The following is a 16,177-nucleotide window of genomic DNA, read 5'->3' as shown; positions in this document are numbered from 1 at the left end:
TGCGTGAAGTTGATCGCTAGCGGACGCCGACGACCTTGTCGGCCGTCAGTGCATCGACTGCGGCGCTCGAGTAGCCGAGCTCTGCCAAAACGTCGGCGGTGTGTTGACCGAGGGCAGGGTCACCCTGGCTGGAGAACTTGGGCAGGCTGCCGAGATGCCACGGTGACCCGAGGGTCGTGGTCGACATCCCGTCCGTGTCGTTGACCTCGATGAACAGACCCGTTGCCTCGACATCGGCGCTGCGCATGACCTCGGGGTAGGTGTTGATCTTTCCCGCGACCACCCCGTTGGTCGTCAGCAACGTCATGGCCTCGTCGCTGGTCATCGTCGAGAAGGCGGCGCGCAACTCTGCAAGCATCGCCGGCCGGTTCTGCACGCGCAGCGCATTGTTCGCGAATCGCGGATCTTCCGCGACGTCCGGGCGACCGATGAGTCGGCACAGCCGGACGAAATGCACGTCCGAGTAGGCCGACAACACCAGACTGCCGTCTTTGGTCGTCATCACATCCGCGGCGGGCGCAATGGCCGCCTGGCCGTTGCCCTTTCGCATCGGCTCCTTGCCGGTGATCAAGTACTGACCCCAATTGGTGGCCTGCAGATGGATCGCGACCTCGAGCAGCGACACCTCGACGGTGTCACCTTCGCCGGTCCGCAGCCGACGGATGTACGCAGCGAGAATTGCCTGAGCACAGACGTAACCGCTTGCGGCGTCGACGATCTGAGATCCCACCTTCTGCGGTTCGCCGTCGGCTTCGCCGGTGACCCACATCATTCCGCTCTCCGCCTGGGCCGCGATGTCGAGCCCGGGACGCAACTTCGACGGGCCGTGCAGGCCGAAGCCACTGACGGTCGCGTAGACCATCCAGGGATGCTCTGCCAGGACCTCGTCGGCACCGAGCCCGAAGGACTCCATCACGCCGGGACGCATGTTCTGGACGACGACGTCCGCACTCGCGATCAGCTTGCGAGCGATCTCCTGCGCCTTAGGATCCTTGAGATCCAGTGCGATGGCACGCTTTCCGCGGTTGTAGTTCTGGAGCATGGCCTCGCCGGCCGGGCCGATGCCGCGGGCGGACTCACCGTGCAGCGGCTCCACCTTGATGACGTCGGCACCGAGATCCGCGAGGACCTGGGTTGCTGCGGGGGCGGCGATGAACTGACCGAAGTCGACGACGCGAACACCGTCGAGTGGCTTGTCGATGATCATGCCGACACCGCGACCTGGTCACGAACGTGGGCGATATCGCGGTCGGGGTCGATAATGAATCCGGCAACCACACTGCCGACGACCATCAGGACGCCGCTGATCAGGAAGCCTGTCCCGTAGCCCGCAGCGGCACCGGCAGCACCGCCGACGCAGAAGCCCAACAGCAGCGGGGCGACCATACCGGACACACTTGCGACGGCACCGAGACCACCGAGAATCATTCCCCGCTTACGCGATTGGACGACATCTGCGACCGCAGAGAGCGCTACGCCGTAGGCGGCGGTGTTCAGCGAGAAGGCCAGCGAGATCGTGATGATCTGCAGTGCTCCGCCCTGCATGACTGTGAACGCCGCCATGCAGACACCTGCGCCGGCTACGAGCGCGGTGGAGAGGTAGCCACGCGCGACTCGGCGGGAAATCCCCCGTGCGAGCATGCGATTCGATGCCCAACCGGCTGCGATTGCACCGACAGCTGCAAGGCCGTACGGAATCATGACGAGTCGGCCGGTTGTGATCGTGCTGTAGTGCAGACCGTCGGTGAGGTACACCGGCAACCACGCCACCTTCAACGCTGTCGACCAGTACGAGCAGAACATCAGCAGCGCGATTCCGATGACCGTTCCGGTCTTCAGGATCACTCGGTACGGTGCGTCGACCGACTGCTGGACCGTTGTCGGCGCACTTGCGACTGTCTCGTCCGGGCCGCCACGTCCCAGCACCAGCCAGGCGACCGTCCAGACGAGGCCCAAGGCGATCAGTGCGTAGAAGGCTGCGTGCCAGGTCCAGGTCACGATGATCCAGGTGATCACCGGTGCTGCAAGGAGCGTGCCCACCGACGCACCCGCGGAGACGACGCCACCTGCCAAGGCGCGCTTCTCGGCCGGAAACCAGGAGTGGACAGCGTGATTGGCCAAGGCGAACGCCGGCCCTTCGGCGAAACCGAGAACCACCCTGCACGTCAGCAGCACACCGAATCCGACGGTGCCGAGGAGTGGAATCATGGTCAGCACCCAGGTGAGCATGAGGCCGGCGAGCAACCACCGGGTGCTCACTCGTGACGAGAGAGCACCGAAGATGAGAGCGCCCGCGGCGAACAACCAGAAGAAACCGCTCTGGATCACGCCGAACTGCTCGGGCGAGATGCCCAAATCCCTTTGGATCTGCACACCGCCGAAGGCGATGACCGTCTTGTCGGCGTTGTTGATGAGCATGAACACGACGAGCAGGCCGGTGACGATCCAGGCACGTCGCATCCGTGCCGGCCGCACAGGTCGCATCGACCTGTCCGTCTGCACAGCTGTCTGAGTCATGGTGGTTCCTTCGGTGACGAGAACGGGACACCGGCGTGGGTGGCGAGCAGGTCGACGGCCGAGAAACCGACTGTGATGGATCCGACGTGCACCCTGGCGATGTGATGGGGTACACACCATTCAAGTGAAACGAACCCATTGGGTCAAAGACTAAAAAGGTTGCAGAAATACTGCAATTACCTATGCATCTCTCGCGTGAGCTCCCGCATCACACGATCGCCCTCGTCGCGAGTGACCTTCGCGGCGTCGACGAGCGACAAACCCTGCTTCATGTAGTCGTCGACGGATCGTGCGAAGTCCGCGATGGAAGCCTTTGCGCAACTGACGAACTCGGCCGAGGCAACCGTGATCCGGCCCGGCCGGTGGACCACTCCCATGCTTCGGGTCAATCCGGGCGCGAGTTCACGCACCACACCACCACGCATCATCGCGTCGAGACCGCTGCGCAGCGCGACGATCGACACCCCGCCGCCCGCGAGGACGATCGGCAGCACTGCACCGCGTTGGCGGACCTCGACCGCGATCTCGGGTTCGATTCCACGCTCACGCAAGGATTGCTCGATGAAATCTCTTGTTGCCGTACCTCGTTCGCCCATCACGAACTGCACTCGCGAGAGACTTTCGATCGGTACCGGACTCGGCCAGCGCTCTTCCGTTCCGGGTGGACACACCAGCACCAATTGCTGATCGATCAGCGCCTCGCCCTCGAGTTCGTCGGTGGGCAACGGCAACGACAGGATGCCCAGCTCGCAGGCTCCGGAACGGACGAGCGACACGACGTCGGACATCTCGTCGCGATCTTCGATTCGGAAGCGGACGTCCGGGTACCGCTGGCGAAACTTGGCGACCCAGACCGACAACGGATCCGACGACAAGTCGGACAGAGATGCGATGTCGATGCTGCCACCGCGCATCGCGCCGACGTTGCGCACCGCGTTCTCGGCGGACTCGACGTCGCGCAGGATTGCCCGCGCAGGGCCGACGAGCGCCTCGCCCGCGGGCGACAGTACCAACCCACGTCCGACCCGATGGAACAATTCGGTGCCGAGACTCTTCTCGAGCTTGCGGACCGCCTGCGACAACGACGGTTGCGCCACCTGGAGGTGCGCCGCAGCACGAGTGACTCCCCCGCAGTCGACGACCGCGAGGAAGTACTCCATCTGGCGCAGATCCATGACTCGAACTTAGTTTGCTAATGCTGCAAATCTACTGTTGCGAACGTCGACAACCGGACCTAGCGTTGACCTGTGTCCAAGACCTTCGTCGGTGCCCGATTGCGCCAATTGCGGACCGAACGCGGGATGAGCCAGGTCGCTCTCGCGCAGTCGCTGGAAATCTCGGCGAGTTATCTGAACCAGATCGAGCACGACGTGCGTCCACTGTCCGTTCCGGTCCTACTCAGGATCAGCGAGGTGTTCGGCGTCGACACCACGTTCTTCTCGTCGCAGGACGACACCCGGCTGATCGCCGAGCTGCAGGAGGTCGCGCTCGATCAGGAGATGGGCATCTCCTCCGACGCGCAGGAAATCGCCGAGATGGTGTCGTCGCACCCCACGATGGCGCGCGCAATCGTCAACATGCACCGTCGCTATCACAACACCACCGCTCAGCTGGCTGCTGCGACCGAGGAACGCTTCGCCGATGGCAGCGGCAGTGGGTCCATCAGCAGGCCGCACGAGGAAGTCCGCGACTACTTCTACCAGCGCCAGAACTACTTGCACGAATTGGACACGGCGGCAGAAGATCTGACAACCCGGCTACGGTTCCACCGAGGCGATATCGCCGGCGAGATCGCGAAGCGCCTGCGCTCGGTGCACGACGTGCAGATCGTACAGCGTATCGACATGGGCGAGTCCGTGCTGCACCGATACGACCCGGACGAGCGGGTTCTCGAGATCTCACCACACCTGTCCGGCGGGCAGAAGTTGTTCAAGTTCGCTGCCGAACTCGCCTACCTCGAGTACGGCGACCTGCTCCAGCGACTGGTCGACGAGGGCAACTTCGCATCCGAGGCCTCCCGCAGGTTGGCGTTGCTCGGACTGGCCAACTACTTCGCCGCCGCCACTGTGCTTCCGTACGGCCAATTCCACGAGGTGGCAGAGGATTTCAAGTACGACATCGAGCGACTCTCCGCCTCGTTCGCACAGAGCTACGAGACGATCTGTCACCGACTGTCCACGTTGCAACGACCGAAGCTACGTGGCGTGCCGTTCTCGTTCGTTCGCGTCGATCGCGCAGGCAACATGTCGAAACGCCAGTCGGCCACAGGTTTTCATTTTTCGTCGAGCGGCGGCACATGCCCGCTCTGGAACGTGTACGAGACGTTCGCTTATCCCGGCAAGATCATGACGCAGATCGCGCAGATGCCCGACGGTCGCAAGTACCTCTGGGTGGCAAGGACCGTCGAGCGGCGCGCCGCGCGATACGGCCAGCCGGGCAAGACATTTGCGATCGGACTCGGTTGCGAACTGCGGCACGCCGGTCGGGTCGTCTACGCCGACGGCCTCGACCTCGACGACGCCGCAGCCACACCGATCGGTGCAGGCTGCCGCGTCTGCGAGCGCGCCAACTGCCCGCAGCGAGCCTTTCCGCCGCTAGGCAGGGAGCTCGACATCAGCGAGCACCGAAGCTCGGTGTCCCCCTACGTATTGGGGACCTAGCGGGCTCCGGTCTACTTCGGGGCCGGGGCAGGCGCGAACGGTGCGTTCACCGCGCTGAAGTACTGGAACGCCGACACAGCGACGATCGGCGCACCGACCACGATCGCACCCGCAATCGTCCCGACCGGACCAAGCAGCACCGCGCCGGCAGCACACCCGGCGATCGGACCCGCTCCCAACAACGCAGCCAGTGGAATGGTCGCCGCAGTCAACGCCGTCGCACCCAACAGGCATCCGGTCACGCCGCCGACAACGGTGCCGATCATCGCACCCAACGCCGCCGCCAACGTGGTCTGTTGCACCAACGTCGTGAAGGCCGCCGCATTGCGGGCGTCCACGGACGGATACTGCTGCGCGACCGGATGCACCTGTGCCGCAACCGGAGTCGCGCTCGGCGTCAACGTGACGGTATTCCCCGAGATCTGCGCGGCAATCGGAAAGTCCTGCTGGTCCATCCGGTACGTCAACGGAACGCCGGCAACAAGGTCACCGTTCGCACCGAGGATCTCGAACTGGCCGTCGCGAGTGGTCAACCTTCCCGCGTCCGTCGTCACAACTACCGAGTGATCGACAATGCTTGCGGTGTAATGGATTCCAGGCAGCAGATCGGTGCTGATGGTGGTCCCATCGTTGGCCCCGCCGTCGACCGGAGCCGCGTTGGCTGTGCCGGACACGATGCCCAGCGCCGCAATCGCCGCAACCGCGACGACACTCAGTTGTGTGACCTTCATGAATCTGTCCTTCGATTTCGTGTCGATGCGTGCCACCCACAAACAGACACGGTAGATGCGACTTACCTCACATGCTTTACTTGACGAGACACACGACACATCATTTCGGGACATTGGGCAGGAGGTAGAAGCGTGAAGCCGCTGGGTCGATACGCGGCGTTGAACCGATACGTCGAGCTCTGCGAGTCGGTCGGCCTGGACGCGGCGTCGCTGATGCAGGAGGTCGGCCTGAGTCCGGCGGGCTTGGCCGTCCAAGATCGATGGATCGCCGCGACGTCCATCGCCCGACTCTTGGAACTCTCTGCGGCGGCCTGTGGCCGTGAGGATTTCGGCATCCGGATGGCCGAGCTCCGCCGACTTGCCAACATCGGTCCGCTCAGCCTGGTGATCCGGGAAGAACCCACAGTCCGCAGCGCGCTCGACATATTGATTCGATACGAACGCACCTACAACGAGGCGCTCCGGATCCGCCTCACCGAAGCGAATGGACTGGCTACTCTGCGCATCGGTCTCGATCACGGCGAACCGGTCGCGGATCGACAGGCCATCGAGCTCGCTGTCGGTGCCACTCATCAGATTCTGCAAAGCTTCCTCGGTCGGCGATGGCAGCCTGCATCGGTTGTGTTTGCGCATTCGGCACCCGCGGATACGACGACGCACCGGCGGATTTTCGGCAACACAGCGGTCTTCGACGGCGAATTCACCGGGATCGTCTTCTATTCGAGCGATCTGGATGCGCACAACAAACTGGCGGACGAGCTGCTGCGTCCCTACACCCGCCAGATCCTCGACTCGCTTCCCAACTCGGTCGGCGCGACGATGCCGGCTCGGACCCGTGAGCTGATCGAGGCGTTGCTCCCCACAGGACGGTGTTCGGTGGAGCAGGTCGCGCGCAGCCTCGGCATCGACCGCCGAACGGTGCATCGCCAGCTCGCCGAATCCGGTGAAACCTTCACCTCGGTACTGAACTCGGTGCGCGTCGCTTTCGCCGAACGATTCGTGGCGAACGAGCGGTACTCGTTGACGGAGGTCGCAAACCTGCTGGGCTTCTCGTCGCTCGGCAGCTTCTCGCGCTGGTTCCGAAGCCAGTTCGATCAAGCTCCGAGCGCGTGGCGCACTAGAACGCTGCTTCGTCCAGATCCATGACGTCGGTATCGATGGTGGTGATGATGCCTCGCGTCGCCGTCAACTTCGGAAGCACGTTCTTCGCGAAGAACGACGCAACCGCAACCTTGCCCTCGTAGAAGGGTTTGTCCTTCGCAGTCGGCGAACCCGCCAGCGCGGCGCCTGCAACCTCGGCCTGGACCAGCAGCCGCCAGCCGATCACCAAATCGCCTACGGCATAGAGGAATCGGACCGACGCAAGCCCCACCTTGTACAGCTCCGTCGGTGTCTGCTGCGCCGCCATCAGGTAGCCGGTGAGCGCCGCAGCCATGGCTTGCACGTCGTCGAGCGCGGTTCCGAGAAGCGCACGTTCCGCCGTGAAGCCACCCTCACCCTCGACCGTCGCCTTGATCGCAGTCGCCACATGCGCCAAGGCCACGCCGCGATCGCGCGCGATCTTGCGAAAGAAGAAGTCCTGCGCCTGAATTGCCGTCGTGCCCTCGTACAGGGTGTCGATCTTGGCGTCGCGAATGTACTGCTCGATCGGATAGTCCTGCAAATAGCCGGACCCGCCGAGCGTCTGCAGGCTTTCCGTCAGCAACTCGTAAGCACGTTCGGAGCCAACACCTTTCACGATCGGCAGCAGCAGATCGTTGACCCGCTCCGCCAAGTCGGAATCGGCGCCGGACACCAACTGGGCAACGTCGGCGTTCTGGTGTGCCGCGGTGTAGAGGTAGACGGCTCGCAGGCCTTCGGAATAGGCCTTCTGCATCATCAAGCTACGACGCACATCCGGATGGTGGGTGATGGTCACGCGCGGCGCCGCTTTGTCGGTCATATGTGTCAGGTCGGCACCCTGCACGCGAATCTTTGCGTACTCCAACGCATTCAGGTAGCCGGTGGACAACGTTCCGGTTGCCTTGGTCCCCACCATCATTCGGGCGTTCTCGATGACCTTGAACATCTGAGCGATGCCGTCGTGCACACCGCCGACCAGCCAGCCGACGGCGGGAACGTCGGTGCCACCGAACGTCACCTCACACGTCGGCGACGACTTGAGGCCCATCTTGTGCTCGACGCCGGTGACGTATGCACCGTTGCGCTCACCGATTTCCATCGTCTCCGGGTCGAAATGGAACTTGGGGACGTAGAACAGGCTCAGGCCCTTGGTGCCTGGCCCGGCACCTTCCGGCCGTGCCAGCACCAGATGAAAAAGGTTTTCCGCCGTGTCACCGACGTCGCCGCCCGAAATGAACCGCTTGACGCCTTCGATGTGCCAGGTGCCGTCATCCTGCTGGATCGCCTTGGTGCGGCCCGCCCCGACGTCGGATCCCGCGTCCGGCTCGGTGAGGACCATGGTGCCTGCCCAGCCGCGGTCGTAGCCCTCTTTGGCCCAATGTTTCTGCTGATCGTCACCGACGCCGTAGAGCACGTTCCCCATCACCGGGCCCAGGTTGAAGAAGCTCAACGCGGGGTTGGCGACGACGATCATTTCGGCGATGCTCCACACGATCACCGACGGGGCGGGCACGCCGCCCATGCCCTCGTACATGCCGACGCGCGACCAGTCGCCGTCCTGGACGGCGCGGAGCGTCTTGCGGAGTTCGTCGGGCACGGTGATCTCGTGGGTGGCCGAGTCGAACCCGACCGGGTGACGATCCGCCTCGGCGAAGGTCTCCGCGATCGGACCTTCGGCGAGCCGAGCGACCTCCGCCAGCATCTCGCGTGCGGTGTCGGTATCGAGGTCTCCGTAGGCGCCGCCGTCGAGCAACGCCCCGACACCGAACACCTCGAAGATGTTGAACTCGAGATCGCGGACAGCGCTCTTGTAGTGCCCCACAGGACTCCTTCGCGAAAGGCAGATTTCCGCGAGCTTGCACCATCGTTGAATCAATACGCAACCGTAGGTTGGCGATGGCCTGCGTTAGCCTCGAATCATGACCCGCTCACCGCGCATCACGCCAGGCCGATTCAAAGATTTGGGACCGATCAACTGGGCCATCACCCGGGTGGTCGCCAAGGTCGGCCGCGTCGACGACGCGCATCTGTTCAGCACCCTGGCCCGCACTGGGCTCCAGTTCACCGGCTGGCTGCACTACAGCTCCACCCTGATGCCGGGCGGCAAGTTGTCGCGGCTCGACACCGAGCTGACCATCCTCCGGGTTGCCCACCTGCGCACATGCGACTACGAGATGGACCACCACATTCGCATCAGTCGCCACGTCGGCGTGACGAGAGAGATGCTGGAACAGGTACGTCAGGGTCCGACCGACCCAGCCTGGTCGGATCGCCACCGCGCGCTGCTCACCGCCGTCGACCAGCTGGTTCAGACCAAGGACCTCGACGATGTGGGGTGGAAGGCGCTGGCCGAGCACTACACCGAGCGCGAGTTGGTCGAGTTCTGTCTCATCGTCACGCAATACGACGGCTTGGCCACCACGATCGGCGTCCTCGGCATCGAACGAGACTTCGACCGGTAGCGATGCCGTCGTCGTATGTCGAATGGCGAGTTCCAGGATGGCGACACGTCGCCGTTCTGTGGCAGCAAAGCGTCGACAACGACCACGACCAGCTGGTGCTGCCCGACGCGTGCGCGGACATCATCGGCTACGACGATGGAACCGCCCAGCTGGTCGGGCCGACGATGACGCCGGAAGTCGCACACCTGGCTGCGGGTACGACGATCCACGGCCTGCGCCTGCGACCCGGTTCGGTCCGCGCCGCCCTCGGAATTCCGGCGAACGAGCTGCGCGGCCAGGTGCTGCCACTTGACGACGTAGTGGACCGAGCAGCGTCGGAGCTGTTGACCCGAGCCGCTTTTCGTAATCGGAGGGCTGCGGCGGCCTTGCAGAATCGATGGGCCGACTCCGATCGGCGCATCGACGGTGTCATCGCGGACCTCGGCCGAGACGACGCACCAGACATCGACGACGTCGCCTCGGCGGCCGGGCTGTCGGGTCGGCAGTTACGACGATTGGTCGTCGAGCATGCGGGTGTCGGGCCCAAGGAACTCCAGCGCGTCCAGCGATTGCACCGATTTCTCCGAGCGGCCGCGAGCTCCGACTCGTCACTCGCCGACCTCGCGGCACAGCTGGGATACGCCGATCAAGCGCACCTCACCCGCGATGTGAAGCGGCTGACCGGACTGACTCCTGCCGCACTCTTGCACGCCCGTTCCGGCTGATGGCCGAAAAGGTCAAGACCGCAGGCCACGGGATCTCGCAGACTGAGCCCATGCCCATCGACCTACGCGCCGCGACCGATTTCATGACTACCCATGCCCGCATGATCGACCGGCGCAGATTCGACCATGTGCTCGGTCGTGGCGATGTCGACGCCACCCTCGCAGCGGTCGACGCCTATCGCAATTCGGACGGCGGCTACGGATGGGGACTCGAACCCGACCTGCGCGCGAAGGAAAGCCAGCCCGGCGGTGCGCTGCACGCCTTCGAGGTCTTCGCCGAGATCGCACCCGCCCTCACCCCACGTGCCGCGCAACTGTGCGACTGGCTCGAATCGGTGACGCTGCCCGACGGCGGGCTGCCGTTCGCGCTACCCATCGCCGAGCCCGCAGGCTGTGCGCCGTTCTGGGCTCAGGCCGATCCGACGACGTCGTCGTTGCAGATCACGTCGGTGATCGCGGCCAACGCCCACCGCGTCGCCGCAGTCGATCCGGCAGTCGCCGACCACCCCTGGTTGCAACGGGCCACCGAGTACTCGTTGCAGGCCTGCCGCAGCGTCGACGAGCACACGCACGCAATCGAATTGGCGTTCGCCGTGCAATTCGTCAGTGTCGTCCACGACACCTATCCGGAGGCGCCGGAGATCCTGGCGCACCTCGGATCGTTCGTACCCGGCGACGGCATCAAGCAGGTGGCGGGCGGCGCCGCCGACGAGGTGATGCGCGCACTCGACTTCGCACCGATGCCAGGACCGGGCCGCAAGCTTTTCGCGCCTGCCGTGATCGACACCGAATTGCGGCGGCTCGCCGACCAGCAGCAAGACGACGGCGGGTGGGAAGTCGATTTCGGCAGCTTCTCCCCTGCCGCAGCACTGGAGTGGCGCGGTTACGCGACAGTAAGGGCCGTACGATCCCTGCAATGAGTTCCGTACCCACCATTCACGGCGACGTCGCGCCGGGCTTCGAAGGAGTCGCGGACGAATTTCGACGCAACTTCGCCAGGCGCGGCGAAATCGGCGCGTCTGTCGCCGTCTACCGCGGGGCAGAGCCGCTCGTCGACCTGTGGGCCGGAACGCGCAACACCGCGACGCGCGCACCCTGGGAGCGCGACACCACCGTCATCGTCTACTCGACGAGCAAGGGCATCGCGGGGCTCGCCATCGCCGCGGCGGTCTCGGCGGGCGTCCTCGACTACGACGCGCCCGTCGCGCAGTACTGGCCCGAATTCGCCTCGCACGGCAAGGCGTCGATCACCGTTCGCCAGCTGATCGACAACCAATGCGGCCTGCACCATCTGCGCGGTCGCAAGATTCGGACGGCGGACCTGTCCGACCACGACTTGGTCGACAGTGTTCTCGCCGAACAGGTTCCGGCATGGGAGCCGGGGACGCGGCAGGGCTATCAGGCCATCTCTGTCGGACTGTACGAGGACGCGCTGTTTCGTCGAGTCGATCCGAAAGGTCGCTCGCTCGGCGCCTTCGTGCGAGAAGAGTTCGCTACACCGTTGGGAGTCGACTTCGGCTACGGCCTCGCGGCTGATCGCGACATCGAGGAGGTCGCGCATCCCTACATGTCGAAGCCGCTCGGCGTCCTGTTGCACGAGCGCAGCATTGCGTGGCCGATCGTCATCGGAACCGTGACGGGGCGCCATCCGTTCATCGACGCCACCAGCAACCCGCCGATGGGCCCGGCGTGGACGATCCGCCGACGTTCGGTGCTCGACCAGGAGATTCCGAGCATCAACGGCGTCACCAACGCCCGTGCCCTGGCGCGGATCTACGGTGCGGCGGCCGCCGATACCGGGGAGTTGCCCATCTCGACGCGGGTCCTCGAGCTCATCACCGGTGACGCGCCGCCGCCCCGTCGCGACGCCGTACTCGGCATCGACACCCGCTACCACCTCGGCCTGCGGCGATCGTCGCCGCGGTTGCAGTTCGGGTCGCCCGACGGCCGAGCCTTCGGCACCCCTGGCCTCGGCGGTTCACTTGCCTTCGGCGACCCGAGCACCGGAATCGGCTTTGGGTACACGGTGAACCGCCTCAGCCTGGCCCTCGAAGACGAGTACCGCTGCAAGAAACTGCAAGCCGCGGTCGACGAGGCTCTTACAGCGCAGCCAGGAACTACAGGGCAGCCCGGAACACGTCGGCCACCGGCGTAGACGGCCTGCCGATCAGCCGCTGCAGGTCACCGCTCGTAACGTCGAGGGCGCCGACCGCGATGCCGGCATCCGAGTCGGCGAGCACGGCCGCGTAGTCGGCGGGAAGACCGGCTTCCTGCAAGACATTCGCGTAGGCGTCCTTCGGCAGATCCCGGTATTCCACGGTCTTGCCTGCGACTGCGGAAAGCTGTTCGGCCAGTTCGGTATACGTCAGTCGCTGATCGCCGCCGAGCTCGTAGGTCTTGCCCTCGTGCCCGTCGGTGGTGAGCACGGTTGCCGCGGCGTCGGCGTAGTCGCGGCGAGCGGCGGCGGCAACCCTGCCGTCGCGCGCGCTGCCTGCCAGCACACCTCGCTCGACGGTTCCCGCCAAGTCGCCTGTGTAGTTCTCCCAGTACCAGCCGTTGCGCAACAGCGTGGTCGGCAGCCCGGACTCGGCGAGCAGTTGCTCGGTCGCCTTGTGCTCACCGGCGAGCAGCAGCGGCGTGGTGGTCGCGTCCGGAATGCTCGTGTACGCAATGTGCCCGACGCCCGCGTCCTTGGCTGCGGCGATCACGTTGCCGTGCTGCGCCACGCGCTTGCCCATCTCGTTGCCGGAAACCAACAGCACTCGGTCGACGCCGGCGAGCGCCTCGGTCAGCGCTGCTCGATCGTCGTAGCTCGCGGTGCGGACGACGACGCCACGAGCCGCGAGATCGTCGATCTTGGCTGGTGTGCGCACGATGGCAACGATGTCGCTGGGCGTGACACCGCGATCCAGCAGTGATTCCACCACCAGTCGTCCCAGCTGGCCGCTTGCTCCGGTGATTGCGATGCTCATGTGCGCTCCTGAATCGTGGTCGATTAGCTTCCGTTTCAACATACACTTACTTTTAGTAAGTGCAATAGAAACAGGTAGTACCCTGGTCACATGGAAGAACCGACGCCCGAGGACGACACCGCTCTCGCCTTCAGCGTATTCGGAAGCGCATGCACGTCGCGGCAGGCGCTGCAGAACGTCACCGGACGGTGGGGCGTATTGGCTATCGCCGCGCTCAGCGACGGGCCCTATCGGTTCAACGCGCTACGACGCCGCGTCGAGGGCGTGAGCGAACGCATGCTCTCGCAGACGCTGCAGGCACTCGAGCGGGACGGAATGGTCGATCGTGCAGTGCTGGAAGCGATTCCACCGAAAGTCGAATACAGCCTCACCGAACTGGGCACCGAAGTCGCGGTCGCTCTCCGCGCATTGATCGACGTCGTCGAAGCCGGCATGCCCACTGTTACAGCGGCGCAGGAGGAGTACGACTGCAACCGTGCGTGATCTTCGGTGTTGGGGCACTGAAAATCACGCACGGGCGGCGAAGCCGCACCTACAGGTTGATCATGTGGCCCGCGAGGCCGTGGATCGCTTCCTGCAGCGCTTCGCTGAGCGTCGGGTGGGTGTGGACGTTGCGGGCGAGCTCGTTGACCGTCAGGTCCCACTTCTGGGCGAGCGTGAGCTCGGGCAGCAGTTCGGAGACATCGGGGCCGATCAGGTGGCCACCGATCAGCTCGCCGTACTTCTGATCCGAAATCAGCTTCACGAAACCGGTGGGATCGCCGAGGCCGTGCGCCTTGCCGTTGGCCATCATCGGGAAGGTGGCGACCTTGACGTCGTAGCCCTCGTCGCGGGCCTGCTGCTCGGTCAGACCGAAGCTTGCGACCTGCGGCTGACAGAACGTGGCACGCGGCATCATCCGGTAGTCGTCGATGGGCAGCGTCTCGGCGCCGCCGATCGTCTCCGATGCAACGACACCCTGCGCTTCGGCGACGTGCGCCAACTGCAGCTTCATCGTCACATCGCCGATCGCGTAGATGTGCGGGACGTTGGTGCGCATCTGGTTGTCGATGGCGATGCCGCCACGATCGCTGAATTCGACGCCGGTGTTCTCGAGCCCGTAGCCCTGCACGCGCGGCGCGAACCCGACGGACTGCATCACCTTGTCGACCGTGACCGTCTCGATGTCGCCGGACTTGTTGTCCTTGATCGACACCGACACCTTGGAGCCGTCGTCTTCGATGCTCTGCACCGCGGCGCCGGTCTTGATCTTGACGCCCAGCTTCTTGTACTGCTTCTCGATTTCTTTCGAGACGTCCGCGTCCTCGTTGGGCAGCGCGCGATCGAGGAACTCGACGATCGTGACATCGACACCGTAGTTGGTCAGCACGTAGCCGAACTCCATGCCGATCGCGCCTGCGCCGACGATGATGATCGACCCGGGCAGCTCACGGGTCATGATCTGTTCTTCGTAGGTAACCACGTTGTCGCTGAGCTGCGTGCCCGGCAGCAGCTTGGTGGTGCTGCCCGTCGCGATGATGACGTTGTCGAACGTGATCGTCTCGGTGCCACCGCTCGTGAGCTCGACGTTCAAGGTGTTCGCGTCGGTGAACGAACCCTTGCCCTCGTACTCGGTGACCTTGTTCTTCTTCATCAGGAAGTGCACGCCCTTGACGCGACCCTCGGCCACCTTGCGGCTGCGGTCGTAGGCGGCACCGAAATCGAACGACGCCTCACCGGAGATGCCGAAGGTCTTCGCTTCCTTGGTGAAGAGGTGCGCCAACTCGGCGTTGCGGAGCAGCGCCTTCGACGGGATGCAGCCGACGTTGAGGCACACGCCGCCCCAATATTTCGGCTCGACAATGGCGGTGCTCAGCCCGAGTTGGGCCGCTCGCACGGCGGCAACATATCCGCCGGGGCCTGCACCGAGAACAACGACGTCATAGTGAGAAGTCACGTCGCTCAGGGTAGTCGACGGGAATCTGCCGATGCGGGCGGATCGGCGCATCGCGGCACCCATTTACCCCTACCAGCGAGTAACAACGCCGACGCCGATCAGCGCCACACCGCACGCGCGACCCGCTCGAAGTTGCCGCGCAGCACAGCGGCAACCGACGCATCGTCGAATCCCCTGCCGCGCAGCACATTCCCGAGCGTCAGCACATCTTCTGGAGGCACCCATCGCAGCGGACCCCACGCCGTGTACGCCGCCGAGAACGCCTGTGGATTCAGTGCGATTTCGGCGTTGAATTCTTCGTTGTCGAACGAGTAGTCCGAACCGACACCTACGTGGTCCACCCCGACCAGATCGACCCCGTACTCGATGTGATCGGCCATTGCTTCGACACGCTCACGCTGCTGCTCCGGGCCGTTGATTCCGAGAAAGATTCCGACGCCGTTGACGCCGATCACGCCACCGGTTTCGGCGCAGGCTCGCGCTTGCTCGTCGGTGATGTTGCGCGGATGCGGGTACAGGGCGGCGAAGTTGCTGTGGCTGTAGATCATCGGCAGTGAACTTGCCGCCGACAGGTCCAGTCCTGTCTGCATCGAGCAGTGCGATCCGTCGACGAACATACCCACCGCGTTCATCTCGCGCACCAGATCGCGACCGTAAGCGGTGAGGCCGGTGTCGTTGAAATCGAGACAACCGCAGCCGGCGGCGTTGGCGTGGTTGTACGACGGCAACATCGATCGCACACCGAGGTCGTAGAAGTGCGCGACGTTGCCCAAGTCGCCCTCCAACGGCCCGGAGTCCTCCAGGTCGAAGGCGAGCGCAATGCGATCGGTCACGTCGATGTCGTCGATGCTCCGGACAAGTCGAAATCGACCGTCTGCCGTCGCAGCGTCGCGAAACGTTTCGGCCAACGCGGTCGACTCCGCCGACGACTGCGGCGAATAGCCGATGTTGATCGACAGGTAGCTGCCCAATGGATATCGCGCGAGTTCGGTGATGTCCGCCTGGTGGTGCAGCGGCAGGCAGCAATGCTGTTCCCACAGGCGATCGCGCATCGGGCAACGATAAGCCGGGCG

General features: G+C 64.5%; 15 protein-coding genes. 7 read left to right on the top strand and 8 right to left on the bottom strand.

The window, feature by feature from the left end:
* Positions 1-16: 16 nt before the first annotated feature.
* The 3 genes from FOY51_RS14810 to FOY51_RS14800 form a co-directional block, all read right to left on the bottom strand.
* The gene (locus tag FOY51_RS14810) at positions 17-1,207 is read right to left on the bottom strand and encodes a CaiB/BaiF CoA transferase family protein (protein ID WP_149431010.1); all 1,191 of its coding nucleotides are present in this window, start codon (positions 1,205-1,207) and stop codon (positions 17-19) included.
* Positions 1,204-2,517 (bottom strand): MFS transporter, encoded by a 1,314-nt coding sequence (locus FOY51_RS14805; protein ID WP_235916347.1) that lies wholly within the window; start codon positions 2,515-2,517, stop codon positions 1,204-1,206. The genes FOY51_RS14810 and FOY51_RS14805 overlap by 4 nt, the downstream gene beginning before the upstream one ends.
* A gap of 176 nt (positions 2,518-2,693) precedes the next feature.
* Positions 2,694-3,692: a LysR family transcriptional regulator gene (locus tag FOY51_RS14800; RefSeq protein WP_187776329.1), complete on the bottom strand. Its 999-nt coding sequence runs from the start codon at positions 3,690-3,692 to the stop codon at positions 2,694-2,696.
* A gap of 72 nt (positions 3,693-3,764) precedes the next feature.
* Here FOY51_RS14800 and ramB point away from each other — a divergent pair, with 72 nt between their 5' ends.
* Complete coding sequence (gene ramB / locus FOY51_RS14795) at positions 3,765-5,177, top strand: acetate metabolism transcriptional regulator RamB (RefSeq protein ID WP_149431009.1); 1,413 nt, start codon at positions 3,765-3,767, stop codon at positions 5,175-5,177.
* Positions 5,178-5,188: 11 nt separating this feature from the next.
* Here the strand turns inward: ramB and FOY51_RS14790 are convergent, their stop codons facing one another.
* Positions 5,189-5,908: a DUF8020 domain-containing protein gene (locus FOY51_RS14790; protein WP_149431008.1), complete on the bottom strand. Its 720-nt coding sequence runs from the start codon at positions 5,906-5,908 to the stop codon at positions 5,189-5,191.
* Between the two features lie 132 nt (positions 5,909-6,040).
* On the opposite strand from FOY51_RS14790, the gene FOY51_RS14785 reads away from it, so the two are divergent.
* Positions 6,041-7,054 carry an AraC family transcriptional regulator gene (locus FOY51_RS14785; RefSeq protein ID WP_149431007.1) on the top strand — a complete coding sequence of 338 codons (1,014 nt, stop codon included), beginning with the start codon at positions 6,041-6,043 and terminating at the stop codon, positions 7,052-7,054.
* Here the strand turns inward: FOY51_RS14785 and FOY51_RS14780 are convergent.
* A complete protein-coding gene (locus FOY51_RS14780; protein WP_149431006.1) occupies positions 7,026-8,852 on the bottom strand; it encodes an acyl-CoA dehydrogenase in 1,827 nt (608 codons plus the stop codon). The genes FOY51_RS14785 and FOY51_RS14780 overlap by 29 nt on opposite strands.
* Before the next feature lie 97 nt (positions 8,853-8,949).
* Between FOY51_RS14780 and FOY51_RS14775 the strand changes: the two genes are divergently transcribed.
* Genes FOY51_RS14775 through FOY51_RS14760 form a run of 4 tightly spaced genes read left to right on the top strand, consistent with a single transcriptional unit; the run spans position 8,950 to position 12,351 of the window.
* Positions 8,950-9,492 carry a carboxymuconolactone decarboxylase family protein gene (locus tag FOY51_RS14775; RefSeq protein WP_149431005.1) on the top strand — a complete coding sequence of 181 codons (543 nt, stop codon included), beginning with the start codon at positions 8,950-8,952 and terminating at the stop codon, positions 9,490-9,492.
* A 2-nt stretch (positions 9,493-9,494) separates the two neighbouring features.
* Positions 9,495-10,196, top strand: coding sequence for a helix-turn-helix transcriptional regulator (locus FOY51_RS14770; RefSeq protein WP_149431004.1), 702 nt, complete (start codon positions 9,495-9,497; stop codon positions 10,194-10,196).
* Between the two features lie 50 nt (positions 10,197-10,246).
* Positions 10,247-11,116, top strand: a complete 870-nt coding sequence (locus tag FOY51_RS14765; protein ID WP_149431003.1) for a hypothetical protein — start codon at positions 10,247-10,249, stop codon at positions 11,114-11,116.
* Positions 11,113-12,351 (top strand): serine hydrolase domain-containing protein, encoded by a 1,239-nt coding sequence (locus FOY51_RS14760; RefSeq protein WP_149431002.1) that lies wholly within the window; start codon positions 11,113-11,115, stop codon positions 12,349-12,351. The genes FOY51_RS14765 and FOY51_RS14760 overlap by 4 nt, the downstream gene beginning before the upstream one ends.
* On the opposite strand, the gene FOY51_RS14755 is transcribed toward FOY51_RS14760, so the two are convergent.
* Positions 12,314-13,168, bottom strand: coding sequence for an SDR family oxidoreductase (locus FOY51_RS14755; protein ID WP_149431001.1), 855 nt, complete (start codon positions 13,166-13,168; stop codon positions 12,314-12,316). The genes FOY51_RS14760 and FOY51_RS14755 overlap by 38 nt on opposite strands.
* A gap of 90 nt (positions 13,169-13,258) precedes the next feature.
* On the opposite strand from FOY51_RS14755, the gene FOY51_RS14750 reads away from it, so the two are divergent.
* Positions 13,259-13,651 carry a winged helix-turn-helix transcriptional regulator gene (locus FOY51_RS14750; protein ID WP_149431000.1) on the top strand — a complete coding sequence of 131 codons (393 nt, stop codon included), beginning with the start codon at positions 13,259-13,261 and terminating at the stop codon, positions 13,649-13,651.
* Between the two features lie 49 nt (positions 13,652-13,700).
* Here the strand turns inward: FOY51_RS14750 and lpdA are convergent, their stop codons facing one another.
* Together lpdA and FOY51_RS14740 are read right to left on the bottom strand one after the other, a co-directional pair.
* On the bottom strand, positions 13,701-15,104 hold the full coding sequence (gene lpdA / locus FOY51_RS14745) for a dihydrolipoyl dehydrogenase (protein WP_149430999.1): 1,404 nt from the start codon (positions 15,102-15,104) through the stop codon (positions 13,701-13,703).
* Between the two features lie 98 nt (positions 15,105-15,202).
* Positions 15,203-16,156, bottom strand: coding sequence for a dipeptidase (locus tag FOY51_RS14740; protein WP_149430998.1), 954 nt, complete (start codon positions 16,154-16,156; stop codon positions 15,203-15,205).
* Positions 16,157-16,177 lie beyond the last annotated feature (21 nt).

Source organism: Antrihabitans cavernicola, from assembly GCF_008297975.1.
Classification (GTDB): Bacteria; Actinomycetota; Actinomycetes; order Mycobacteriales; family Mycobacteriaceae; genus Antrihabitans; species Antrihabitans cavernicola.
The sequence above is the reverse complement of the archived record's forward strand: the minus strand, read 5'-3'. Positions and strand labels throughout refer to the sequence as shown.